At 42.1% G+C, this 23,099-nt stretch carries 18 protein-coding genes, 2 tRNA genes and 3 rRNA genes; 8 read left to right on the top strand and 15 right to left on the bottom strand.

Going from position 1 to position 23,099, the window contains the following annotated elements; translation table 11 throughout:
- The first annotated feature begins 134 nt into the window (after nucleotides 1-134).
- The 6 genes from MKL33_RS20620 to MKL33_RS20595 all read left to right on the top strand — a co-directional run bounded on the left by MKL33_RS20620 (nucleotide 135) and on the right by MKL33_RS20595 (nucleotide 5,943).
- Nucleotides 135-1,672 (top strand): 16S ribosomal RNA (locus MKL33_RS20620).
- Nucleotides 1,673-1,731: 59 nt separating this feature from the next.
- Nucleotides 1,732-1,808: transfer RNA gene (locus MKL33_RS20615), tRNA-Ile, on the top strand.
- 55 nt (nucleotides 1,809-1,863) lie between these two features.
- Nucleotides 1,864-1,939 (top strand) — tRNA-Ala (locus MKL33_RS20610).
- A 352-nt stretch (nucleotides 1,940-2,291) separates the two neighbouring features.
- Nucleotides 2,292-5,182 (top strand): 23S ribosomal RNA (locus MKL33_RS20605).
- Between the two features lie 182 nt (nucleotides 5,183-5,364).
- Nucleotides 5,365-5,479: ribosomal RNA gene (rrf, locus tag MKL33_RS20600) — 5S ribosomal RNA — on the top strand.
- Together the 16S, 23S and 5S rRNA genes with 2 tRNA genes alongside form the textbook arrangement of a ribosomal RNA operon.
- 152 nt (nucleotides 5,480-5,631) lie before the next feature.
- On the top strand, nucleotides 5,632-5,943 hold the full coding sequence (locus tag MKL33_RS20595; RefSeq protein ID WP_075384129.1) for an ankyrin repeat domain-containing protein: 312 nt from the start codon (nucleotides 5,632-5,634) through the stop codon (nucleotides 5,941-5,943).
- A gap of 43 nt (nucleotides 5,944-5,986) precedes the next feature.
- On the opposite strand, the gene MKL33_RS20590 is transcribed toward MKL33_RS20595, so the two are convergent.
- From MKL33_RS20590 to ribF, 5 genes are all read right to left on the bottom strand, one after another.
- Complete coding sequence (locus MKL33_RS20590) at nucleotides 5,987-6,529, bottom strand: NADPH-dependent FMN reductase (RefSeq protein ID WP_161283029.1); 543 nt, start codon at nucleotides 6,527-6,529, stop codon at nucleotides 5,987-5,989.
- Between the two features lie 137 nt (nucleotides 6,530-6,666).
- Nucleotides 6,667-7,149 carry an FKBP-type peptidyl-prolyl cis-trans isomerase gene (locus MKL33_RS20585; protein WP_161283030.1) on the bottom strand — a complete coding sequence of 161 codons (483 nt, stop codon included), beginning with the start codon at nucleotides 7,147-7,149 and terminating at the stop codon, nucleotides 6,667-6,669.
- 1 nt (nucleotide 7,150) lies between these two features.
- Nucleotides 7,151-7,681, bottom strand: a complete 531-nt coding sequence (gene lspA / locus MKL33_RS20580; RefSeq protein WP_009387467.1) for a signal peptidase II — start codon at nucleotides 7,679-7,681, stop codon at nucleotides 7,151-7,153.
- Nucleotides 7,674-10,511: an isoleucine--tRNA ligase gene (gene ileS, locus MKL33_RS20575; RefSeq protein ID WP_005804839.1), complete on the bottom strand. Its 2,838-nt coding sequence runs from the start codon at nucleotides 10,509-10,511 to the stop codon at nucleotides 7,674-7,676. The genes lspA and ileS overlap by 8 nt, the downstream gene beginning before the upstream one ends.
- A 61-nt stretch (nucleotides 10,512-10,572) precedes the next feature.
- Nucleotides 10,573-11,574 (bottom strand): bifunctional riboflavin kinase/FAD synthetase, encoded by a 1,002-nt coding sequence (gene ribF / locus MKL33_RS20570; protein ID WP_032012561.1) that lies wholly within the window; start codon nucleotides 11,572-11,574, stop codon nucleotides 10,573-10,575.
- Between the two features lie 207 nt (nucleotides 11,575-11,781).
- Between ribF and MKL33_RS20565 the strand changes: the two genes are divergently transcribed.
- Both MKL33_RS20565 and MKL33_RS20560 read left to right on the top strand, forming a co-directional pair.
- Nucleotides 11,782-12,915, top strand: a complete 1,134-nt coding sequence (locus MKL33_RS20565; protein ID WP_270907636.1) for a TDT family transporter — start codon at nucleotides 11,782-11,784, stop codon at nucleotides 12,913-12,915.
- A gap of 80 nt (nucleotides 12,916-12,995) precedes the next feature.
- On the top strand, nucleotides 12,996-13,562 hold the full coding sequence (locus tag MKL33_RS20560; protein WP_032015174.1) for a 5'-methylthioadenosine/S-adenosylhomocysteine nucleosidase family protein: 567 nt from the start codon (nucleotides 12,996-12,998) through the stop codon (nucleotides 13,560-13,562).
- 35 nt (nucleotides 13,563-13,597) lie between these two features.
- Here the strand turns inward: MKL33_RS20560 and MKL33_RS20555 are convergent, their stop codons facing one another.
- The 10 genes from MKL33_RS20555 to MKL33_RS20510 all read right to left on the bottom strand — a co-directional run bounded on the left by MKL33_RS20555 (nucleotide 13,598) and on the right by MKL33_RS20510 (nucleotide 23,042).
- Complete coding sequence (locus MKL33_RS20555; RefSeq protein ID WP_005071782.1) at nucleotides 13,598-14,218, bottom strand: TetR/AcrR family transcriptional regulator; 621 nt, start codon at nucleotides 14,216-14,218, stop codon at nucleotides 13,598-13,600.
- A gap of 259 nt (nucleotides 14,219-14,477) precedes the next feature.
- Nucleotides 14,478-15,278 carry an ABC transporter ATP-binding protein gene (locus tag MKL33_RS20550; RefSeq protein WP_032037058.1) on the bottom strand — a complete coding sequence of 267 codons (801 nt, stop codon included), beginning with the start codon at nucleotides 15,276-15,278 and terminating at the stop codon, nucleotides 14,478-14,480.
- A 13-nt stretch (nucleotides 15,279-15,291) separates the two neighbouring features.
- Nucleotides 15,292-16,089 carry an aliphatic sulfonate ABC transporter permease SsuC gene (gene ssuC / locus MKL33_RS20545; protein ID WP_002120785.1) on the bottom strand — a complete coding sequence of 266 codons (798 nt, stop codon included), beginning with the start codon at nucleotides 16,087-16,089 and terminating at the stop codon, nucleotides 15,292-15,294.
- The gene (gene ssuD, locus MKL33_RS20540) at nucleotides 16,086-17,261 is read right to left on the bottom strand and encodes an FMNH2-dependent alkanesulfonate monooxygenase (RefSeq protein ID WP_270907635.1); all 1,176 of its coding nucleotides are present in this window, start codon (nucleotides 17,259-17,261) and stop codon (nucleotides 16,086-16,088) included. Before ssuD ends, ssuC begins: the two co-directional genes overlap by 4 nt.
- 26 nt (nucleotides 17,262-17,287) lie before the next feature.
- The gene (locus MKL33_RS20535; RefSeq protein ID WP_270907634.1) at nucleotides 17,288-18,271 is read right to left on the bottom strand and encodes a sulfonate ABC transporter substrate-binding protein; all 984 of its coding nucleotides are present in this window, start codon (nucleotides 18,269-18,271) and stop codon (nucleotides 17,288-17,290) included.
- A 72-nt stretch (nucleotides 18,272-18,343) separates the two neighbouring features.
- Nucleotides 18,344-19,312, bottom strand: coding sequence for a sulfonate ABC transporter substrate-binding protein (locus MKL33_RS20530; RefSeq protein ID WP_270907633.1), 969 nt, complete (start codon nucleotides 19,310-19,312; stop codon nucleotides 18,344-18,346).
- 335 nt (nucleotides 19,313-19,647) lie between these two features.
- A complete protein-coding gene (gene argA / locus MKL33_RS20525) occupies nucleotides 19,648-21,003 on the bottom strand; it encodes an amino-acid N-acetyltransferase (protein WP_016802669.1) in 1,356 nt (451 codons plus the stop codon).
- Between the two features lie 120 nt (nucleotides 21,004-21,123).
- On the bottom strand, nucleotides 21,124-21,453 hold the full coding sequence (locus MKL33_RS20520) for an RcnB family protein (protein ID WP_005804830.1): 330 nt from the start codon (nucleotides 21,451-21,453) through the stop codon (nucleotides 21,124-21,126).
- A gap of 212 nt (nucleotides 21,454-21,665) precedes the next feature.
- The gene (locus MKL33_RS20515; RefSeq protein ID WP_005071792.1) at nucleotides 21,666-22,079 is read right to left on the bottom strand and encodes an RcnB family protein; all 414 of its coding nucleotides are present in this window, start codon (nucleotides 22,077-22,079) and stop codon (nucleotides 21,666-21,668) included.
- Between the two features lie 216 nt (nucleotides 22,080-22,295).
- Nucleotides 22,296-23,042: a YciK family oxidoreductase gene (locus tag MKL33_RS20510; protein WP_002120710.1), complete on the bottom strand. Its 747-nt coding sequence runs from the start codon at nucleotides 23,040-23,042 to the stop codon at nucleotides 22,296-22,298.
- Nucleotides 23,043-23,099 lie beyond the last annotated feature (57 nt).

Below are 23,099 nucleotides of genomic sequence, written 5' to 3'. Positions count from 1 at the left end.
CTGATTGATTAATCGAAATAATTTTCATTGATTGATTGGTTTAAATTACTCGAAGTTTATTTGAGCGAAATTTAAGTCAGTAATTGATGAGCCAGAATTGGCACCTTGTCTTTAAATAAGGTGCAAAATGATTTTAACTGAAGAGTTTGATCATGGCTCAGATTGAACGCTGGCGGCAGGCTTAACACATGCAAGTCGAGCGGAGAGAGGTAGCTTGCTACTGATCTTAGCGGCGGACGGGTGAGTAATGCTTAGGAATCTGCCTATTAGTGGGGGACAACATTTCGAAAGGAATGCTAATACCGCATACGTCCTACGGGAGAAAGCAGGGGATCTTCGGACCTTGCGCTAATAGATGAGCCTAAGTCGGATTAGCTAGTTGGTGGGGTAAAGGCCTACCAAGGCGACGATCTGTAGCGGGTCTGAGAGGATGATCCGCCACACTGGGACTGAGACACGGCCCAGACTCCTACGGGAGGCAGCAGTGGGGAATATTGGACAATGGGCGCAAGCCTGATCCAGCCATGCCGCGTGTGTGAAGAAGGCCTTATGGTTGTAAAGCACTTTAAGCGAGGAGGAGGCTACTTTAGTTAATACCTAGAGATAGTGGACGTTACTCGCAGAATAAGCACCGGCTAACTCTGTGCCAGCAGCCGCGGTAATACAGAGGGTGCAAGCGTTAATCGGATTTACTGGGCGTAAAGCGCGCGTAGGCGGCTAATTAAGTCAAATGTGAAATCCCCGAGCTTAACTTGGGAATTGCATTCGATACTGGTTAGCTAGAGTGTGGGAGAGGATGGTAGAATTCCAGGTGTAGCGGTGAAATGCGTAGAGATCTGGAGGAATACCGATGGCGAAGGCAGCCATCTGGCCTAACACTGACGCTGAGGTGCGAAAGCATGGGGAGCAAACAGGATTAGATACCCTGGTAGTCCATGCCGTAAACGATGTCTACTAGCCGTTGGGGCCTTTGAGGCTTTAGTGGCGCAGCTAACGCGATAAGTAGACCGCCTGGGGAGTACGGTCGCAAGACTAAAACTCAAATGAATTGACGGGGGCCCGCACAAGCGGTGGAGCATGTGGTTTAATTCGATGCAACGCGAAGAACCTTACCTGGCCTTGACATAGTAAGAACTTTCCAGAGATGGATTGGTGCCTTCGGGAACTTACATACAGGTGCTGCATGGCTGTCGTCAGCTCGTGTCGTGAGATGTTGGGTTAAGTCCCGCAACGAGCGCAACCCTTTTCCTTATTTGCCAGCGAGTAATGTCGGGAACTTTAAGGATACTGCCAGTGACAAACTGGAGGAAGGCGGGGACGACGTCAAGTCATCATGGCCCTTACGGCCAGGGCTACACACGTGCTACAATGGTCGGTACAAAGGGTTGCTACCTAGCGATAGGATGCTAATCTCAAAAAGCCGATCGTAGTCCGGATTGGAGTCTGCAACTCGACTCCATGAAGTCGGAATCGCTAGTAATCGCGGATCAGAATGCCGCGGTGAATACGTTCCCGGGCCTTGTACACACCGCCCGTCACACCATGGGAGTTTGTTGCACCAGAAGTAGCTAGCCTAACTGCAAAGAGGGCGGTTACCACGGTGTGGCCGATGACTGGGGTGAAGTCGTAACAAGGTAGCCGTAGGGGAACCTGCGGCTGGATCACCTCCTTAACGAAAGATTGACGATTGGTAAGAATCCACAACAAGTTGTTCTTCATAGATGTATCTGAGGGTCTGTAGCTCAGTTGGTTAGAGCACACGCTTGATAAGCGTGGGGTCACAAGTTCAAGTCTTGTCAGACCCACCATGACTTTGACTGGTTGAAGTTATAGATAAAAGATACATGACTGATGATGTAAGCTGGGGACTTAGCTTAGTTGGTAGAGCGCCTGCTTTGCACGCAGGAGGTCAGGAGTTCGACTCTCCTAGTCTCCACCAGAACTTAAGAGAAGTTCGGATTACAGAAATTAGTAAATAGAGATTTAGATCTTGGTTTATTAACTTCTGTGATTTAAGTATCACGGTATTAAGCATGACCTGACGAAGGTATGTTTATTCATTAACAGATTGGCAAAATTGAGTCTGAAATAAATTGTTCACTCAAGAGTTTAGATTAAGCAATTAATCTAGATGAATTGAGAACTAGCAAATTAACTGAATCAAGCGTTTTGGTATATGAATTTAGATTGAAGCTGTACAGTGTTTAAGTGCACAGACAACAGATAGTAGCGATGAAGAATCGCACGGACAACACTCACTTGTAGGTGTTGACGACTGTTTGGGGTTGTATAGTCAAGTAATTAAGTGCATGTGGTGGATGCCTTGGCAGTCAGAGGCGATGAAAGACGTGATAGCCTGCGAAAAGCTCCGGGGAGGCGGCAAATATCCTTTGATCCGGAGATTTCTGAATGGGGGAACCCACCTACTTTAAGGTAGGTATTGCAACATGAATACATAGTGTTGCAAGGCGAACGAGGGGAAGTGAAACATCTCAGTACCCTTAGGAAAAGAAATCAATTGAGATTCCCTCAGTAGCGGCGAGCGAACGGGGATCAGCCCATTAAGTTATGTGTGTTTTAGTGGAACGCTCTGGGAAGTGCGAACGTAGAGGGTGATATTCCCGTACACGAAAGGGCACACATAATGATGACGAGTAGGGCGAGGCACGTGAAACCTTGTCTGAATATGGGGGGACCATCCTCCAAGGCTAAATACTCCTGACTGACCGATAGTGAACCAGTACCGTGAGGGAAAGGCGAAAAGAACCCCTGTGAGGGGAGTGAAATAGATCCTGAAACCGCATGCATACAAGCAGTGGGAGCACCTTCGTGGTGTGACTGCGTACCTTTTGTATAATGGGTCAGCGACTTATATTCAGTAGCGAGGTTAACCGTATAGGGGAGCCGTAGAGAAATCGAGTCTTAATAGGGCGTTTAGTTGCTGGGTATAGACCCGAAACCAGGCGATCTATCCATGAGCAGGTTGAAGGTTGGGTAACACTAACTGGAGGACCGAACCCACTGTCGTTGAAAAGCCAGGGGATGACTTGTGGATAGGGGTGAAAGGCTAATCAAGCCTGGTGATAGCTGGTTCTCCCCGAAAGCTATTTAGGTAGCGCCTCGGACGAATACCATAGGGGGTAGAGCACTGTTTCGGCTAGGGGGTCATCCCGACTTACCAAACCGATGCAAACTCCGAATACCTATGAGTACTATCCGGGAGACAGACTGCGGGTGCTAACGTCCGTAGTCAAGAGGAAAACAATCCAGACCGCCAGCTAAGGCCCCAAAATCATAGTTAAGTGGGAAACGATGTGGGAAGGCATAGACAGCTAGGAGGTTGGCTTAGAAGCAGCCACCCTTTAAAGAAAGCGTAATAGCTCACTAGTCGAGTCGGCCTGCGCGGAAGATGTAACGGGGCTAAAACTATGTGCCGAAGCTGCGGATTTGACATTAGTCAAGTGGTAGGGGAGCGTTCTGTAAGCCGATGAAGGTGTATTGAGAAGTATGCTGGAGGTATCAGAAGTGCGAATGCTGACGTGAGTAACGACAAAACGGGTGAAAAACCCGTTCGCCGAAAGACCAAGGGTTCCAGTCCAACGTTAATCGGGGCTGGGTGAGTCGACCCCTAAGGCGAGGCCGAAAGGCGTAGTCGATGGGAAATTGGTTAATATTCCAATACTTCTGTGTAATGCGATGAGAGGACGGAGAAGGTTAAGTCAGCCTGGCGTTGGTTGTCCAGGTGGAAGGATGTAGGTATGTATCTTAGGCAAATCCGGGGTACTCTATACTGAGATCCGATAGCAAGCTGTACTTGTACAGTGAAGTGGCTGATACCATGCTTCCAGGAAAAGTCTCTAAGCTTCAGTTACACAGGAATCGTACCCGAAACCGACACAGGTGGTCAGGTCGAGTAGACCAAGGCGCTTGAGAGAACTCTGCTGAAGGAACTAGGCAAAATGGTACCGTAACTTCGGGAGAAGGTACGCTGTTGTTGGTGATGGAACTTGCTTCCTGAGCTGACGACAGCCGCAGAAACCAGGCCGCTGCAACTGTTTATTAAAAACATAGCACTCTGCAAACACGAAAGTGGACGTATAGGGTGTGATGCCTGCCCGGTGCTGGAAGGTTAATTGATGGGGTTAGCGTAAGCGAAGCTCTTGATCGAAGCCCCAGTAAACGGCGGCCGTAACTATAACGGTCCTAAGGTAGCGAAATTCCTTGTCGGGTAAGTTCCGACCTGCACGAATGGCATAATGATGGCGGCGCTGTCTCCAGCAGAGGCTCAGTGAAATCGAAATCGCTGTGAAGATGCAGTGTACCCGCGGCTAGACGGAAAGACCCCGTGAACCTTTACTGCAGCTTGACACTGAACTTTGACCTTACTTGTGTAGGATAGGTGGGAGGCTTTGAAGTTGGAACGCTAGTTCCAATGGAGCCGTCCTTGAAATACCACCCTGGTAATGTTGAGGTTCTAACTCTGTCCCGTTATCCGGGACGAGGACCGTGTCTGGTGGGTAGTTTGACTGGGGCGGTCTCCTCCTAAAGAGTAACGGAGGAGTACGAAGGTGCGCTCAGCGTGGTCGGAAATCACGCGTAGAGTATAAAGGCAAAAGCGCGCTTAACTGCGAGACCCACAAGTCGAGCAGGTACGAAAGTAGGTCTTAGTGATCCGGTGGTTCTGTATGGAAGGGCCATCGCTCAACGGATAAAAGGTACTCTGGGGATAACAGGCTGATACCGCCCAAGAGTTCATATCGACGGCGGTGTTTGGCACCTCGATGTCGGCTCATCTCATCCTGGGGCTGAAGCAGGTCCCAAGGGTATGGCTGTTCGCCATTTAAAGAGGTACGCGAGCTGGGTTTAGAACGTCGTGAGACAGTTCGGTCCCTATCTACCGTGGGCGCTGGAAATTTGAGAGGATCTGCTCCTAGTACGAGAGGACCAGAGTGGACGAACCTCTGGTGTACCGGTTGTGACGCCAGTCGCATCGCCGGGTAGCTATGTTCGGAAGGGATAACCGCTGAAAGCATCTAAGCGGGAAGCCTACCTCAAGATAAGATTTCCCTAGGAATTTATTCCTCTAAAGAGCCGTTCGAGACTAGGACGTTGATAGGTTGGATGTGGAAGCATAGTGATATGTGAAGCTGACCAATACTAATTGCTCGTGAGGCTTGACTATACAACACCCAAGCAGTTGTATATGAAGCATCAATCGATTCATAAACATGCAAAGCAACTTGATTTAGTTAAACACTTAGCTAAAATGAACAAAATCAGATCCAATCAGCCCATCTGTAAAGATTTGGAAAACGCAACGTATCACACAGTGAATAAAACGAAGCAAGTATCCATACCAGTTGTGCTGGCGACCATAGCAAGAGTGAACCACCTGATCCCTTCCCGAACTCAGAAGTGAAACCTCTTAGCGCTGATGGTAGTGTGGGGTTACCCATGTGAGAGTAAGTCATCGCCAGCTCATTATTCTAAACACCCCCGTTCTAACGAATGGGGGTGTTTTTTTATTGGGCGGAATTTAATTTTTAATAAAAGATAGATCCAAAATTAGATTTGTATTCTGGCTGTATTCTATGAATATAATGATGAACTTTATTATTTTTGGGTACGTCCATGAAGATCAATTCTTTCTCTCCAATACCTGAAGATGATGAAGAGCTATCTTTGCCTGTATTGATTTATTGGGCATCTCTAGGTGATATCGATCAAATAAAAGAATTACTAATAGAGGGAGAAGATCCTAATCAGACAGATGATGAGGGATATAGTGCTCTACAAGCAGCTGCTGAAAATGATCATTTAGAGGTAGTAAAGCTCTTAGTTGAAAAAGGTGCACATGTCGCTTACAAAAGTGAATACACAGCATTAGAGCTTGCAGAAATGGCAGGTAATACTGATGTAGTGGAGTATTTAAAGAGTTTATAAAATTAAAGGCCTCTTTTGTTTAGAAAAGAGGCCTTTTGTTCAATTAAGACAAATGATATTTCTGTAGTTTCTCAACAATGGATTGAAGACCTTTTACTTCAAACTCATTAGCTTCGAATTTTTCATCTTTATTACGTTTAAATATATCTCTTATCTCTATTACAGCGTTGGGGTCAATAATACTTAAACTTGAGGTGACTTGACGTATTTGGCTAATAGAGCGAGAGCCATTTGTTGAACCATAACCAATAAATGCAGCAGGTTTACCACCCCATTCCTTACCGATATAATCAAGTGCATTTTTTAAAGCTGGGCTGTAACCATGGTTGTATTCTGGGCTAATAAAGATAAATGCGTCTGCTTGAGCAATTTTGTCTGCCCATTCTTGTTGTTTAGGTTGATCATAAATCCCGGTAGCAGGTGGGTGAGAGCCTGAAAATAACGGTAAATTCCACTCTTTTAAATCAATTACTTCTGTCTGAAAATCTTCTAGATTAAATGATTGAATTGTGGATTCTAGCCAATTGGCAACTTTAATTGCTGTACGTCCTTCACGAACACTTCCTACGATAATATAGACCAGCATGTATTTTTCCTAAGAATTTTTATCTTTATAACTTAATTCATTCTATAGGTGGGAGAGAATATAGAATTTGTAAGGATTCTTATGTCACTAATAAAAATTAAATCATAAAAAAGCCCTCATTTAGAGGGCTTTTTTATTTACATTAGCTTAATGCCTTGTTGGCCTTCAGGAGTAACCTTAAATATTTCTACTTCAAAGGTAATATTTTTCCCAGCTAATGGGTGATTAAAATCTATTTCTGTAATGTCATCATTAACTGATTTTACTACACCGAATAAGGTGGTTTTTGCCTTATCTTCAAATTCGATCATGTGACCAGGAATAGGGCGTTGTTCAAACTTAACTGTATCGAAAGTTTGAATATTTTCTGGATTCCACGGACCAAAAGCCTCTTCTGGTGGAAGGTGTACTGTACGGCGGTCACCTGCACGTAAACCGAATAATGCTTTTTCGAAACCTGGTAAAAGGTTTCCGTCACCAATAGTCAGACTAACTGGCTCTTCACGGCTACGTGTATTGTCAATTTCTACACCATTTTCGATAGCTACAGAAAAGTGTAGGTCGACTTTAGAGCCTTCTTGGATACGAATTTCTTCGTTAGGTTGAATAATTTCGGTCATATTATGCATCCGAATTTTGGTTACGTTGCTTCTCAAGGAAGAATGTATCAATGAGTAGCAAAATTGTACCTAGAGTGATGGCACTGTCCGCAATATTAAAAGCTGGAAAGTGATGATTTTGGTAATAAACATGAATGAAATCGACCACATAACCTAGGGTAATACGGTCAATTAAATTGCCTAAAGCTCCACCTAAAATTAAAGCGATGGCTACAGGTAGCACCACCATTTTTTTGGGCATACGCATTAACCAAAATACAAAAAGTATTGAAACTAAGCCCGCTAAAGATGTGAAGAAATAGCGCTGCCATCCTCCCGCATCAGATAAAAAGCTAAAAGCTGCACCATAGTTATGCAATAGTGTCCAGTTTAAAAATGGAAGTACAGGTACAGGATCTGCATAGTTTAGATGTGTACTCGCAATCCATTTTGTCCATTGATCCAATACAATGGCAAGGACTGAAAGTCCAAGCCAAATCAGATTATGTGGATAAAACTGGAATAAGCCTTTTTTAGCTTGTGAATTAGGCATATTTTCTCACTTCGCCACGACCAGTGACGTTCACAATACAACGACCACATAAACCAGGATGATCGGCATGTGTATTTACATCTGGAAGGACGTGCCAGCAACGTGCACATTTTTCACCTTCAGCTGCAGATATTTGTACACGTAAGCCTTCCATTTCAGTTGCTTCACCTTGCTCAGCAAATGGATGTACTACTACTTGCGAAGTAATAAGAACAAAACGGAGTTCATCAGCCAGTTGGTTTAAAACTGTTTGTAATGATTCACTTGCCCAAAGTTCAACTTTGGCTGAAAGATTACTGCCGACAAGTTTAGCGTTACGCGCTGCTTCAATCTGTTTATTTACTGCAGATTTTACGCTAATCAATGTTTGCCAATCTTCTTCAGAAAGCAAGTTTGCTTTTGATGAAACAGGCAAGTCATACCATTCTGATGTAAATACATACTTTTCAGTTTGTTCTGGAATCAGTGGCCAAGCTTCTTGAGCGGTAAAGCTTAAGATTGGGCTCATCCAACGGATAAATGCTTGGACAATATGATAAAGCGCTGTTTGTGCAGAACGACGTGCCTGAGAATCTGCTTTAGTGGTGTATTGACGGTCTTTGATAATATCTAGGTAGAAACCACCTAAATCATTAATACAGAAGCTTGTTAACGCACTACACACCACATGGAAGTTCATTTCTTCATAGGCAGTGATAATGGTTTGTTGTACTTCATTCGCACGCTGTAAGATGTATTGATCTAGAGCGATAAGGTCATCTACGTCCAGAGCATCAGTACTTGGTTTGAAACCATTTAGGTTCGCAAGCAAGAAGCGTAGGGTATTACGAATACGGCGATAGCTATCACTTACACGGCTAAAGATTTCTTTCGATGCTGCGATTTCATAACGGTAGTCGCTAGACGCTACATATAGTCGTAAACCATCTGCACCAAGCTGTTTGATGATTTCTTCAAGCGGGATATAGTTGCCTAAAGATTTCGACAATTTACGACCGTTTTCGTCCACTGTAAAACCATGAGTTAACAAGGCTTTATATGGCGCACGATTGTGAATTGCCATAGATGTTAATAAAGAAGATTGGAACCAGCCACGGTGTTGGTCTGAACCCTCTAAATATAAGTCAGCAGGGCTTTCTAATTCATCACGTTGCTCAAGTACAGCGTAATGCGTTGTACCAGAGTCGAACCATACATCGAGTGTATCGCGAACAGCGTTATATTGTTCAGCATCTTCACCGATGAAGTCTTTTGCTTCACGTTTGAACCATGCTTCGATGCCTTCTTCTTCGATCAGTTGAGCAACTTCTTCGATGAGTTCAGGTGTACGCGGGTGTAATTCGTTCGTATCTTTATGAACGAAGAATGGAATTGGAACACCCCAAGTACGTTGACGTGAAATACACCAGTCCGGACGACCTTCGATCATTGATTCAATACGGTTTTTACCCCAGTTCGGTACAAACTCGATATCATTTTCAATGGCATTAAGCGCACCTTCACGTAAACCTTTTTGATCCATGCTAATGAACCATTGTGGTGTAGCACGGAAAATAATTGGAGTCTTATGGCGCCAGCAGTGTGGGTAACTGTGTTTAATTGGCTGATGAGCCCATAAACGGCCTACAGCACCCAAAGCTTCAATAATCTTTGGATTGGCTTTATAGATGTGCTCACCAGCATAGATTGGAGCAGTTGGAAGATAAACACCGTTACCACCTACTGGGTTATCTACTTTAAGGTTGTATTGAAGACCTACTTTATAGTCGTCTGCACCGTGGCCAGGCGCTGTATGTACGGCACCTGTACCGCTTGTTGCGATAACGTGTTCACCTAAAATAACCGGAACTTGACGATCAGTAAGTAAAGGGTGTTGTAGGGTAAGGTTTTCAAGAGCCGAACCAGTAAAATCAGCTAAAACAACTGGGTTTTCAAGCTTGTAACGCTCAATCGCTGAAGCTACTAAGTCTTTAGCAAGAATGAAGTTTTGCTTACCGCGCTCAGTTGTCACTTGCACCAATTGATATTCAATTTCGGCATGCAACGCAACGGCTTGGTTAGCTGGTAATGTCCATGGTGTAGTGGTCCAGATCACGATATCTGTCGGATCTTGAACTTCTACGTTTAAACGGACACTTAAATCTTTGAGATCGACAACGCCAAAACCAACGTCAATTGCGTCAGATTTTTTATCTTCGTATTCAACTTCTGCTTCAGCAAGAGCTGAACCACAGTCCATACACCAGTTCACTGGCTTTAAGCCTGGCTGGATATGGCCATTTTTCTGGATGAGACCTAGAGCACGAACAATATCGGCTTCTTGTTTGTAATTCATGGTGAGATAAGGATTATCCCAATCACCTAAAATACCAAGACGTTTAAAGTCAGTACGCTGTAAATCAATTTGTTTTAGTGCGTATTCACGGCAAAGTTTACGGAAAGTTGCTGCGTCAACTTTTTCGCCCACTTTACCTACTTTTTCTTCGACTTTTAGTTCGATTGGTAAGCCATGACAATCCCAACCCGGAACATACGGTGCATCAAAACCTGAAAGCGTACGGCTTTTTACAATAACGTCTTTGAGTACTTTATTGACTGCGTGGCCTAAGTGAATTGTACCGTTCGCATATGGAGGGCCATCATGCAAAATATATTTTTTCTTGCCAATACGCGATGCACGAATCTGCTGATAAATGTTGTCGGTATACCACTCTTCTAACCATTTCACTTCACGTACTGCCAAATTTGCTTTCATTGCAAATTGAGTATCCGGCAGGTTTAGCGTGGCTTTGTAGTCCACTGCATTCTCAGGAGTTTGCTTATCGCTCATGCAAGTTTTCTTCCAGTTTAATCAGCTTGGGAGCTGACATGTTTTACAATCAAAATTCGAATTAAAAAGGAAATTGTGTCGTGTCGTTACGATATTGTCGTAACTGTTGCACGTCATTATCAATTCCAGCCTTAAGTGCTTCAAGCGAAGGGTAGTTCAATTCACCATGAAGATAGTGAAGAAAAGTCACCCGCATAAATAAGCCATACAGATTAGCAGAAACATCAGGGAAATGTACTTCTAATCTCCATTCTGGATGTTCTTGCTGAATGGCGGGACGTGTACCGACATGACCTGCGCCATAGAGGCTGTTTTCATGATATCCGGCAATTCCCGGTTTCTCTGGTGTTTCTTGGCGCACTTTTTCAGTGAGAGAAGTTGTTTCGCAAATGACTTCAACGCCATAAATACCGTTTAAACAAGGTTTGTGGCGGTTGAGACGAACATTAATGGTTGGAAAATCAAGAGTTCGTCCAATTTGGTCGCCATATTGGACACGTCCAGTAATACTGTACGGACGGCCTAATAATTTAGCTGCTAAAGCAAGATTACCCACTTGAAGTACTTGGCGAATACGGGTTGAACTGACGCGTTCACCTTCAAGTTCAATGGTATGTAAATTTGTGACTTGGAAGCCATAATCTTTTAAAAATTCACTGTTGCCTTGGCGGTCTTTACCGAAATGAAAGTCATCCCCTAAAACTAATGATTGGGCATTTAATTTATTTTTTAATAAATCTGCGAAGGCAGATGCGCTCATGCTACGAAAATGTTCATCAAATTTAGCAACCGCAATATAGTCAACGCCAAGCTCAGCTAGGTATTCAACTTTTTCCCGTAGTGAATTAATACGAGGAGGTGCATCATAACCTTTAAAGAACTCAAGAGGTTGTGGCTCAAAAATCATGACCAAAGTTTTTAAGCCTTGTGCTGCAGCAATTTTTTTGAGTTGAGCAATCATCGCTTGGTGGCCTAAATGGACACCATCAAAATTACCAATAGTCACCGCTGTTTGAGGTAACTGAAAATTGGGCGATAACGCATTGAGACGAAGCAGTTTCATGAACTTAAAATATGGCTATTTTTGCAAGGGCTATATATTGCCATAATCTCACAGATTCGTCTTGTTGTTGTGTTTTTACTCAGTTATTTTTCAAAATGAATATCTATATATTTAAAATACTGATGAATTAAATAAAAATAAATCAATTTTTCTTATTATTGGTTTGCTCTACTATGTCTTTATCCACTCTTTGATTAGAGAACTAAGATGAAAAAACCCTTTTATCAATTAAATCAAAGCAAAGATGTTATACGACATTTTACCCCAAATTGGTTTACAGCGACTATGGGTACTGGCGTGGTGAGTATGATTTTAATCCAGCTACCATTTGCTCAATCATTTTTATTCACGCTAGCAACTTTGTTATGGCAATTTAATATTATTTTGTTCAGTGTTTTTTCAGTTCTTTATTTATTGCGGTGGTTTCTTTTCCCTCATGAAGCGAAGCAAATATTTAATCATCCAAATATGAGCTTGTTTTTAGGGGCTATCCCGATGGGGCTCGCAACGATATTAAATGGTTTTTTAAGCTTCGGTGTCGGGCTTTACGGTGAAGTGGCTATCCATATTGCTCAAGCTTTATGGTACATCGATGTCTTTTTAGCATTGGCCATTGCGTGGATCGTGCCATTTTGTATGTTTAGTCGTCAGAACCATCAGCTACATACGATGACTGCAATCTGGCTTTTACCTGTGGTTGCCTGTGAAGTAGCAGCAAGTTCTGCCGGCATGTTGGTTGCACATTTACCAGCAGATATGCATAGCTTTCATTTATTAATGGCTGGCTATGTACTTTGGGGAATCTCTGTTTTACCAGCATTCGCTATTCTGACAATTTTAATGCTGCGTATGGCTTTGCATCAGCTACCTGAAAAAGAAGTCGCTATTTCTAGCTGGCTCTCTTTAGGCCCGATTGGTACAGGTGCATTAGGTTTATTGTTATTAGGGCAGCAGGCACAAAGAGTGGCGCCAAACGTAGGATTTCACCAATTTGCGAATGTCTTTCAAGCTTTAGGAGTTGTAGGTAGTCTCGTGCTTTTAGGTTTTGGGTTATGGTGGCTTGGTCTTGCGATTTTAACAACGCTTCGTCACGCAAAGACAGGTATTCCATTTAACTTGGGCTGGTGGGGCTTAACCTTTCCATTAGGTGTATTTATTCTCGCACTATTTAATTTAGGACATCAGGTTGAAATTGTATTCTTACAATACGTTGCTGTCGCATTGAGTATTCTGTTATTGACGATGTGGGGCGTTGTAATGAAGAAAACGCTAGCAGGAGCATATAGTGGTCAACTGTTTTTTTCTCCATGCTTAATCGCTTTACAACAAAAAGTGCAGTAATGATGAAAAGGTGCAAAAAGCTTTTGCACCTGATTTATACTTATTTTCTAACTTATTTAATTTTGATTTGAGCTTTTTGAATGAACACTGATATTGCTTTAATTATGGCACTTCCTAATGAATCTAAAGGTTTGTTTGAACAGGCAGGTGTTGAAGTCCATTACAGTGGTATTGGTAAGATTAATGCTGCCTTTAAAGCATTTGAGGTTATTCAAAAAACTGGCTGTAAAACTTTAATTAATCTAGGTACAGCTGGAAGCTCTGCGTTTAATCGACATGATTTAGTCGAAGTAAAAACTTTTGTACAACGGGATATGGATGTTTCACCCCTAGGTTTTGAAGTAGGTGTAACGCCGTTAGATGATCATTTGGCGGCAGAGATTCATCTTCAATCACATTTTGCTGATTTGCCAAAAGCAGTATGTGGAACAGGTGATTCATTTGAAACAGGTCAGCCAAAAGTAGCTTGTGATGTGGTTGATATGGAAGGCTATGCTTTAGCTAAAGTGTGCCATAAGTTAGGTGTACGATTAATTTCTGTGAAGTATATTACTGATGGGGCAGATGACACTGCACATTTGGATTGGGAAGAAAATTTATTGTTAGGCGCTCAGAAACTCCTAGCTCTTTATCAAAACCATTTCTAAAAAAAGATCGGCAAATTTGCCGATCTTTTTTTGTTTTAACGAGGCAATACGCCGTATAGCATCATATGTACCGTATGCTCAATCGAACGCTGGAACATACTGCGGTTACGAAGCGTTTTACCGGTCACCATTTCCATTTGAGTTGCAAAATCTGCATAGTTTTGCGTAAGGCCCCAAATATTGAGTATTAATAACTCAGGGTCGATATCTGGGGAAATCTTTCCTTCTTCTTGCCAAGTCTGAATGACTTTAGCTTTGCGTTTAAATAGCTTTTTCAAAGGCCCTTTCAGTATAGGCAAAATATGTGGAGCGCCTTGAATAATTTCTAGTGCAAACAATCTAGATGCTTTCGGTTGGCTACGAGACAGTTCGATTTTTTGAATTAAATAGTGAGATAAGGCTTCGGCTGGTTCTAATTCAGCTTCTAAAGTTTGTAAGGGGGCCAACCATTTTTGTAAAACGGTTGTGAGCACTTCTACATATAAAGACTCTTTATTTTCATAGTAATAGAAAATATTCGACTTATGCATGTCGGCGAGTTGGGCAATTTCATCCAGACTTGCGCCACTAAACCCATAGACTGAAAATACGTCAAGGGCGGCAGCAAGAAGCTGATTGCGCTTTTGGGTACTCTTTTTTTGTTCCATCTGCTGCATAATTAAAAAAATAATATTCCCATTGTAAGGGAAATTGTTTGATTTGTGCACAGGTGTCTTGCTTTTTTAATCAAAAAACGGCTACTTATTTGTGTAATAGATATACTATTGTGCAAAAAATAGAGAGATTCACTAGTTTATTGTTATTCTTAAAAATATTTTTTAAATTTCGCCCTAAAAAAGAGCAATAAAACAGCAGTTTTATTGCTCGTAAATTGGGCATTTTTCGGTTGAACAGTTCTCATTACTCATCGCAACCTTAAGTTGCCAAAACCGCATCGAGTACTTGTTGCTCAAGTTGAGCAAAAGTAATGCTCTTTTTACGCGGGCGTGGCAAATTAACTTGGAAACTTTGAGCAATCTTGCCCTTATCTAATAAGATAATACGGTCAGCTAATTGCACTGCTTCACTCACATCGTGTGTGACCAAAATTGCAGTAAAGCCTTGCTCCTTCCACAAGCGCTCAATCAAGCTTTGCATCTCAAGCCGAGTTAAAGCATCTAATGCACCCAAAGGTTCGTCTAGCAACAATATGCGTGGAGTATGTGATAGTGCACGGGCTAGGGCTGTACGCTGACGTTGACCACCTGAGAGCTGGGAAGGCCATTGTCCCGCTTTTTCTTTTAAACCTACTTTTTCTAATAATTCTTCTGCCAAAGCATGTTGTGATTTTGGTAGCCCAAGTTGAACATTTTGAAGAATATTTCTCCAAGGAAGTAAACGAGGATCTTGGAACATTACTCGAATATCATCGTTCGTAATGCCTTCACGTAAATGTCGGGCAGATTTAAATTTGATTTCCCCAAAGCTGGCTTTTTCAAGTTGAGCAATTAAACGGAGTAACGTACTTTTGCCACAACCACTTCGGCCAACAATTGCTAAAAACTCACCCGGCTGGATGTGTAGGTCAAGATCTTCGAGGACCTTTACCTCACCATAAAATTTATAAAGTTGCTCAATCAGAATCTCTGCTCCTAATACAGGTTCTTGAGATTCTGTTGGTTCTTCCGGAATGAGCTGCACTTCATTCTGATTAATATTTAAATTCAGATTTGTCATGTTCTAAGCTCCCTTATTTCTGATATCCAGAGTGCCAACGTAGTAAATAGCGTTCCAAAAGCTGTGCTAAAACATCTGCCAGTTTGCCTAGTAAGGCGTACAGAAGAATACCGACCAGAACTACATCCGTTTGTAAAAACTCACGTGCATTCATGGTCATATAACCAATACCTGCTTGAGCTGAAATGGTTTCAGCAACAATAAGCAATACCCAAACCAAACCTAAAGCAAAGCGTAAACCCACTAAAATAGAAGGCATCGCACCCGGCAAAATAATTTCTTTGTAAAGCTGCCAACGTGAAAGTCCGTAGCTTTTACCCATCTCAATCAATTGAGGGTCAACTGACCGAATACCGTGATAGGTGTTGATATAGATAGGGAAGAAAACACCTACGGCGACTAAAAATAATTTCGCTGTTTCATCAATCCCGAACCACAAGATGACAAGTGGGATAAGTGCTAAGGCTGGGATGTTACGAATCATTTGTAAGGTCGTATCGAGCAGTGTAGAGGCGAAACGCGAAGACCCGTTGAGTAGGCCTAATAACAAACCTAAACCGCCGCCTATCAGAAGGCCAAGCAGTGCACGACCAGCACTGACTTTAACGTGCTGCCAGAGTTCGCCACTCACCAGTAGATGCCAAAAAGCGGAAACTACAGCAGTAGGTGCGGGTAAAATACGGCTTTCTAAAAGACCCGAACTTGAGGCAATTTGCCAAACAACCAATAGAAGAATAGGGAAAATCCAAGGCAGCAAACGCTGCCCAATTTGTTTTGTTCCACGTGAAACAACACTTTCAGCTTTGCTCATGCAGGCTCCTTGACGGAACTATTTTGCTTCTTCTCGTCTGGAACATAATTGTTGGCAATAATTTCACCGAATGGACCGGTTAAATTTGGCTGAGCAAGTTTAGCGCGAGTTTCAATTGGTAATAACGGGAATACTAACTCTGCAAAACGAATTGATTCTTCAAGGTGTGGATAGCCTGAGAAAATGAAAGTATCAATACCTAAATCAGAATATTCCTGAATACGGGCAGCAACGGTTCCAGGATCGCCTACAAGTGCTGTACCAGCGCCACCACGAACTAAACCAATACCAGCCCAAAGGTTTGGAGATACTTCTAGTTTGTTTCGATTACCGCCGTGGAGAGCCGCCATACGTTGTTGGCCTACAGAGTCCATTTGTGCAAATTTTTTCTGTGCCGCAGCAATAGTCGCATCATCAAGATATTGGATAAGCTCGTTCGCTGCTGCCCAAGCTTGTTCGTTGGTTTCACGAACAATCACATGCAAGCGAATGCCGTAAGTTAATTTACGACCTTTAGCCTCAGCTTTAGCACGAACATGTTCGATCTTTTGCTTGACAGCTTCTGGTGGTTCCCCCCACGTAAGGTAAGTATCGACTTGCTCAGCAGCCAGATCGACAGCGACGTCTGAAGAACCACCAAACCAAAGTGGTGGATAAGGCTTTTGAACAGGTGGGTAAAGTAGTTTTGCATCATCCACTTGTAAACGTTCACCGTGGAATGTAAAAGCTTCACCCGTATGTGAGCGTGTCAAAATCTCACGCCAGATTTTTACGTATTCATTGGCAGTTTGATAACGTGTTGAGTGATCTTCATATAAGCCATCTCCGCGTAATTCTGCTTCATCACCACCAGTCACTAAGTTGAGTAATACACGACCATTCGACAAGCGGTCAAACGTTGCAGCCATACGTGCTGCCAAAGCTGGTGTGGTTACCCCTGGTCGTAATGCAACTAAAAATTTAAGGTGTTGAGTTGCATCAATTAGGCTAGCCGCCGTAATCCAAGGATCTTCACATGAACGACCTGTTGGAATAAGTACACCTTCGTAACCTAAATTATCTACTGCCACAGCAATTTGCTTCATATAGGCATGGTCAACCTGACGAGCGCCTTTACTTGTACCTAAATAGCGACTATCACCGTGGGTAGGAATAAACCAGAAAATTTTCATGTGCATTACCTATATGTCTGTTGAAATTACTTGGCAATCCAAACAGCTTGTTTAATGCTGATTGGTTTTGGAATGATGCCTTGTTGAGTAAAAATGTCTGCGAGTTGCTGCTGCTCAGCAATCACTTTGCTGCTGAGTGGAGCTGCTGATGAAGGGCGCGGACGGCGTTTAATAAATAAATCACTGGTTGCAGGTTTAAGACCTGTACTTTGACCAATCGCACCTGCCGTTTCTGCTTGATGGCTTTGAACCCACTTATCGGCTTGATTGATTTGTTTGATGAGCCCTGAAACAACTTTCGGATGTTGTTTAATAAAATTTGGGGCCGCTAAATAAAATGTATAGTTCGGGCTTAAGCCTTTACCCGATGCAAGAACACGAGCTTGGTCTTCTAGTTGTGCTGAAGCGAAGTAAGGATCCCAAATTGCCCATGCATCAACGGCACCTTTTTGAAATGCTGCGCGAGCATCGGCAGGGGTAAGCCAGATGGGGGTAATATCGCTCCAGTTTAGGCCTGCTTTACGTACGGCTTGTACAAGTAAGTAATGTGAACTCGAACCTTTTTGCAGCGCAATACGTTTGCCTTTAAGGTCTTTAAGCTGTTTGAGTTGCGAGTTTTTTGGAACTAAAATTGCCGATGCCAATGGCTTAGCTGCTTCATAAGCAATGTAATATAAAGGCTTGCCAGCGGCTTGTGCATAGACAGGAGGAGTGTCCCCAGTAACACCGACATCAAGTGAACCGACAGCTAAAGCTTCTAAAATTTGTGGACCAGCAGGGAACTCATTCCAAGTAATTTTTGCATTTGGGAATTCTTGCTCAAATAGCTTTTGCTGTTTGGCAATTGCAAAGTTAATCGAGCTTTTTTGAAAACCAATACGAAGCTCTTTCACAGTTGGGTCAAATGCCCAAGCTGGCGCTGCGATTGTTAAGCCTAATACAGTAATTGCACTGATGCGCTTAACCAATTGTATCCACTGACTCTTACTAAATAATGATTGATGTTGCATATTGATATCCTTGTTCCCCTTGAGGTCAGGCACAGCATTTATATGATTATTTAAGCCGTGCCCAAGCTGGGTTTATTTCAGTTTTAAAATGGCATCTTGAATGGTGAGTTTGTTTGGAATGAGCTTTTGTGCATAAAAAGCATCAGCTACTTGTTGTTGTTCTTGTGCCACCTTGTCAGATATTGGCTGAACTCCAAAACCCATACGTGAAATTGAAGTTTTGAGTACATCAAACTCAAGTGCGGTAGGTTTTTCGAGTAACTTGGCAGCTTCATCCTGATGTGAACTTACCCACTCAGTGGTCTGGTTAAGTGTCTGTACAACAGTGTTGAGTACTTTCGGATTATTTTCTGCAAATTTACGGTCAGCTAAATAGAACTGATGATTACTCACCAAGTTTTCGCCTGTTGCTAAAACTCGCGCCTGAATTTGATGTTCAGCCGCTGCAAAGAAAGGATCCCAAATCACCCATGCATCGACAGCACCTTTTTCAAAGGCAGCACGAGCGTCTGATGGCGGTAAATAAACTGGTTGAATATCACTTAAGCTTAAGTTGTTGGCTTCTAAAACTTTTAACAATAGGTAATGAACATTCGAGCCTTTATTAAGAGCAACACGTTTGCCTTTTAAATCTTTAATAGATTGGATTGGAGAGTCTTTTTGTACCAATAGTGCTTCAGCTCTTGGCGCAGCAGGTTGGTTTGCGACATAGACTAAATTTGGATTGGCAGCCTGAGCAAAGATCGGTGGCGCTTCACCTGCTTCACCGAGTGAAACACTTCCTACGTTTAAACCTTCAAGCAATTGAGGGCCAGCAGGGAACTCAACCCATTTCACTTGTACACCTTGTTCTTTTAATGCTTTTTCTAAGTCACCACGAGCCTTTAAAATAGGAAGAATCCCATATTTCTGATAGCCGATATTTAAGGTTGTGGTGGCTTGTTCCTCTTTTTTGGCACAACCACTTAACATCATCACTCCTGCAAGGCTGGCCGCGATGACTGAATATTTTGCCCATGAAGTGGTGTTGAAAAGTGCCATGAGATTTCGTGCTCCCCGAAAGAGAAAAAGAAAAAAATAATTGGATGAGCAGATACCCTAAATGGATTTTTATTTCAGAAAAAATAAGTATTCGGTCTTTATTTATGCAAAAAAAAGCTAAACACAATAGGCTATAAACTTATGCGAAAAAATGATTTATCTAATAGAAATATATTTAATGAATTGTTATTAAGTTAATGTAAATAAAATAAAAAATATTAAAACCTTAAAAAATTTAGATTTAAAAAAAGTACAACCATAAATTAATCGTGTTTATGGTTGTACTTTTTGAACTAAGCTTATCTGAAATAAGAATATCTTAAAAAGAGCAAAGGCTAAGGAAGCAGTTTCTTAAAGACTAAAGAATTCCTTTGATAGTTATAAAGCGCCTGACGAGCATTTGGTAAATCATCAACACTCACCTGATGGAAACCGTGCTCTAAGAACCAGTGAGCGGTTCGAGTCGTTAAAACAAATAATTGACGAATACCTTGTTCTTTTGCCTTTTCTTCAAGGAATTGCAAAATCTGGCTGCCACGGTTCGATTTACGATAACTTGGGTGTACTGCGACGCAGGCAATTTCTGCTGAACGTGTTTCATTAAATTCTGTTGGAATTGGATAAAGTGCAGCACACGCTAGAATCGTACCATCGCGCTCAATAACAGCGAACTGGCTAATCTCTTGCTCTAAACGTTCACGCGAACGATAAACTAAGATACCTTCTTCTTCTAATGGACGTAATAAATTCATTAAACCGCCTACGTCTTGAATATTGGCCATGCGAACTTCTTCATAATGCGCATCGGTAATCATGGTGCCTATACCATCTCGAGTAAATAACTCTTCGAGAAGGGCGCCATCATAGGCATAAGAAATAAGATGAACGCGGTGTACACCTGATAAAGATGCTTTTTTTGCCTGTTGCAAATGCAAAGTGAGTGTTGGGCTAATAGTTTGATATTGTTGAATATAGTAGTCCAGTTGATGTGGGCTTAATTCACGTAATATTTGCTCATCTTCATTCAGCAATCCTTGTTGCTCACCTAGAAAAATGAGTTTATCTGCTTTTAAATAAGTTGCTGTTTTAGTTGCAACTTCTTCAGCTCTTAAGTTGAAAACCTCGCCTGTAGTGGAGTAACCCGTTGGCCCTAGCAGTACAATATTATGGTTGTCGAGGTGTCGATCAATCGCATCTGTATCAATAGAACGAACTTCACCTGTAAGCTGGAAATCCATGCCATCACGAATGCCATAAGGTTTAGCAGTCACAAAATTACCTGATACCACATCTATGCGAGCGCCGTACATTGGCGAGTTTGCTAAGCCCATAGAAAGCAATGCTTCGATTTCTAGGCGGATAGAACCTACAGCACTCATGACACAGCTTAAAGATTCACGTGTGGTAATACGGCTGTTGTCATAAAAAGGAGTTTCGATTCCTTTTTCTTTAAGATTTTGATTAATTTGCGGACGCGCACCGTACACGAGAATTAAGCGAATACCAAGAGAGTGCAATAAAGCAATGTCGTGAATGATATGTTCGAAATTAGGATGACGGACTGCTTCACCACCAAACATCAATACAAAAGTTTTATCGCGGTGAGCATTAATGTAGGGCGCTGAGTGTCGAAACCAGTGTACATAATGCTGGGTGTTATTATGCGACTTACTTACAGGCTTACTTGACATACCGATCTCGAATCAACAGCAAAAAGATATAAAGATGATTCTAAACAAAAAAGATTAAAGCCGCATGTTTTCGATAAAAAAACACCCAAATTGAAATTTGGGTGCTTAAAAAGTTTTAAATTAGTAAACCACTCTAATGATTTTATGACTTTGTTCATTCACCAGTACATAATTTCCATTCACTTTATACCATTTTTGGTAACGACCTGGTTTAGTCAATTTTTGATGTTGACGATAGTCGATCACGTAACGTGAATGTCGATACTCATGCGGTACAACCTGACCTACTCGCCATGCATTGTGATGATCATCTTTTTTAATCACTTTAACTGTTTTTACTTCATGGTTTTGGTAATTGCCATGATGATTATGATCGTTTGGTGCTGCCATGGCTGTTGTTGCAACTAAACCACTAAGAGAAAGAACAATCGCTGTTGTTAATTTTTTCATTGTAAACCTCGAATGATGAGTTAAATTTCAATAATTAAAGATTAGTGAACAATTGCAGATAAATCGTGGAGGCCAAGAAGAATAAATGTGAAAACTCTCTATGAAATAAGAAGAAATTAAGAAAATACATCATTTAAGAATATAAAAAATAAAAAAGGATAAAACCCAGAGGCTTTATCCTTTTTATTCAGCGATAGCGAGGGTCTATCGCCTTAAAAACCACGAATACTCACAATGCTATTAGAATCTGTGTCGACTAAAATATAGTCATTGTTGATTTTGTACCATTGCTGATTACGGCCTGGTTTTGGCAAGTTACTGTCTTTATAGTCGACTTTATAGCCATTACCACGATAGTGCTGTGGCATAACATAGCCAGGCTGCCAGCGATGTTGTTTTAAGCGTTCAAAGCCACGCTCTTCGCGCATACGGCGTTCGTCACGGATACGATCATCATCATGATCACGTCCAAATCCTGGCCCACGATCATTCCACTCACCACGTGGACCTCCACCTTTAGGACCTTTGGGGCCATGGCCTCGGTCAAAAGGAGGATCAGCAAAGCTCGCCATACTTGTGGTTAGTACGGTTATGCAAAGGGCTAAGATGGTGAACAACTTTTTCATGATGCATCCTCGTTTACATCTGATGTCTCTCATGTTGAATACTCTACGCGCAAAATGCAGAGAAACTGTGAAGATCATTTAATGGTTCAATTAAAATTACGGATAGATCAAGGGTTTTTATCAATAATAAAAAAGGCTTGTATATCTTTTCAGGTATAGGCAAGCCAGATTTGATGATTGGCCGTAATTTAATTTAGCTTTTTCATCTTTAACTTTTTAATCCTGCGCATCAATACTTTGACCATTGAGTGCCAAGCTGTCTTCACCCATTAAATAGAGGTAAGCAGGCAAGATTGACTCAGGTGTAGGTAATGTCTTCGGATCTTCTTGTGGGTAGGCTTTCGCACGCATTGCAGTACGTGTTGCGCCTGGGTTAATGCAATTAAAGCGGATATTTGGATAAGTATTCTCCGCTGCAAAAATTTTACTCACTGCTTCAATTGCAATTTTTGAGACAGAATATGCGCCCCACAAAGCACGTGCTTCACGGCCTACACCCGAGCTGGTAAATACAACAGAGGCATTTTCTGACTTTTGCAAAAGTGGTAATAGAGCTTGAGTGAGGGCAAAAGGAGCACGTAAGTTAACTGCCATTACGTCATCCCATACTTCTGTTGGGTAATGTGCTAGTTCTACACGTTCACCCAAAATACCCGCATTATGCAAAATACCGTCTAGACGCCCAAACTGCTTTTCGAGCGTATCGACTAAAAAATCATAATCACGGTCAGAGGCACTTGAAAGCTGTAGCGGTAAAATCGCGGGTTGCGGTGCACCTAGACTTTCAATTTCATCATAAATCACTTCAAGTTTATTTAAGGTTCTACCATGTAGGACAACGGTTGCACCATGTAGGGCATAACTTAGAGCCGCAGCTCGCCCAATTCCATCACCAGCACCGGTAATTAAAATAATTCGATCTTTGAGTAGATCCGGACGAGGTTGGTATTCTGAATATTTCATTGGTAAACCTCCTTCTTTTTATATTGATAAAACGAATAGCCGTTAAAAAAGTCTATA

Origin of the sequence: Acinetobacter sp. AOR43_HL (assembly GCF_027854635.1) — a bacterium.
GTDB lineage: Bacteria > Pseudomonadota > Gammaproteobacteria > Pseudomonadales > Moraxellaceae > Acinetobacter > Acinetobacter pittii.
This window is presented reverse-complemented; position numbering and strand designations above follow the sequence as displayed.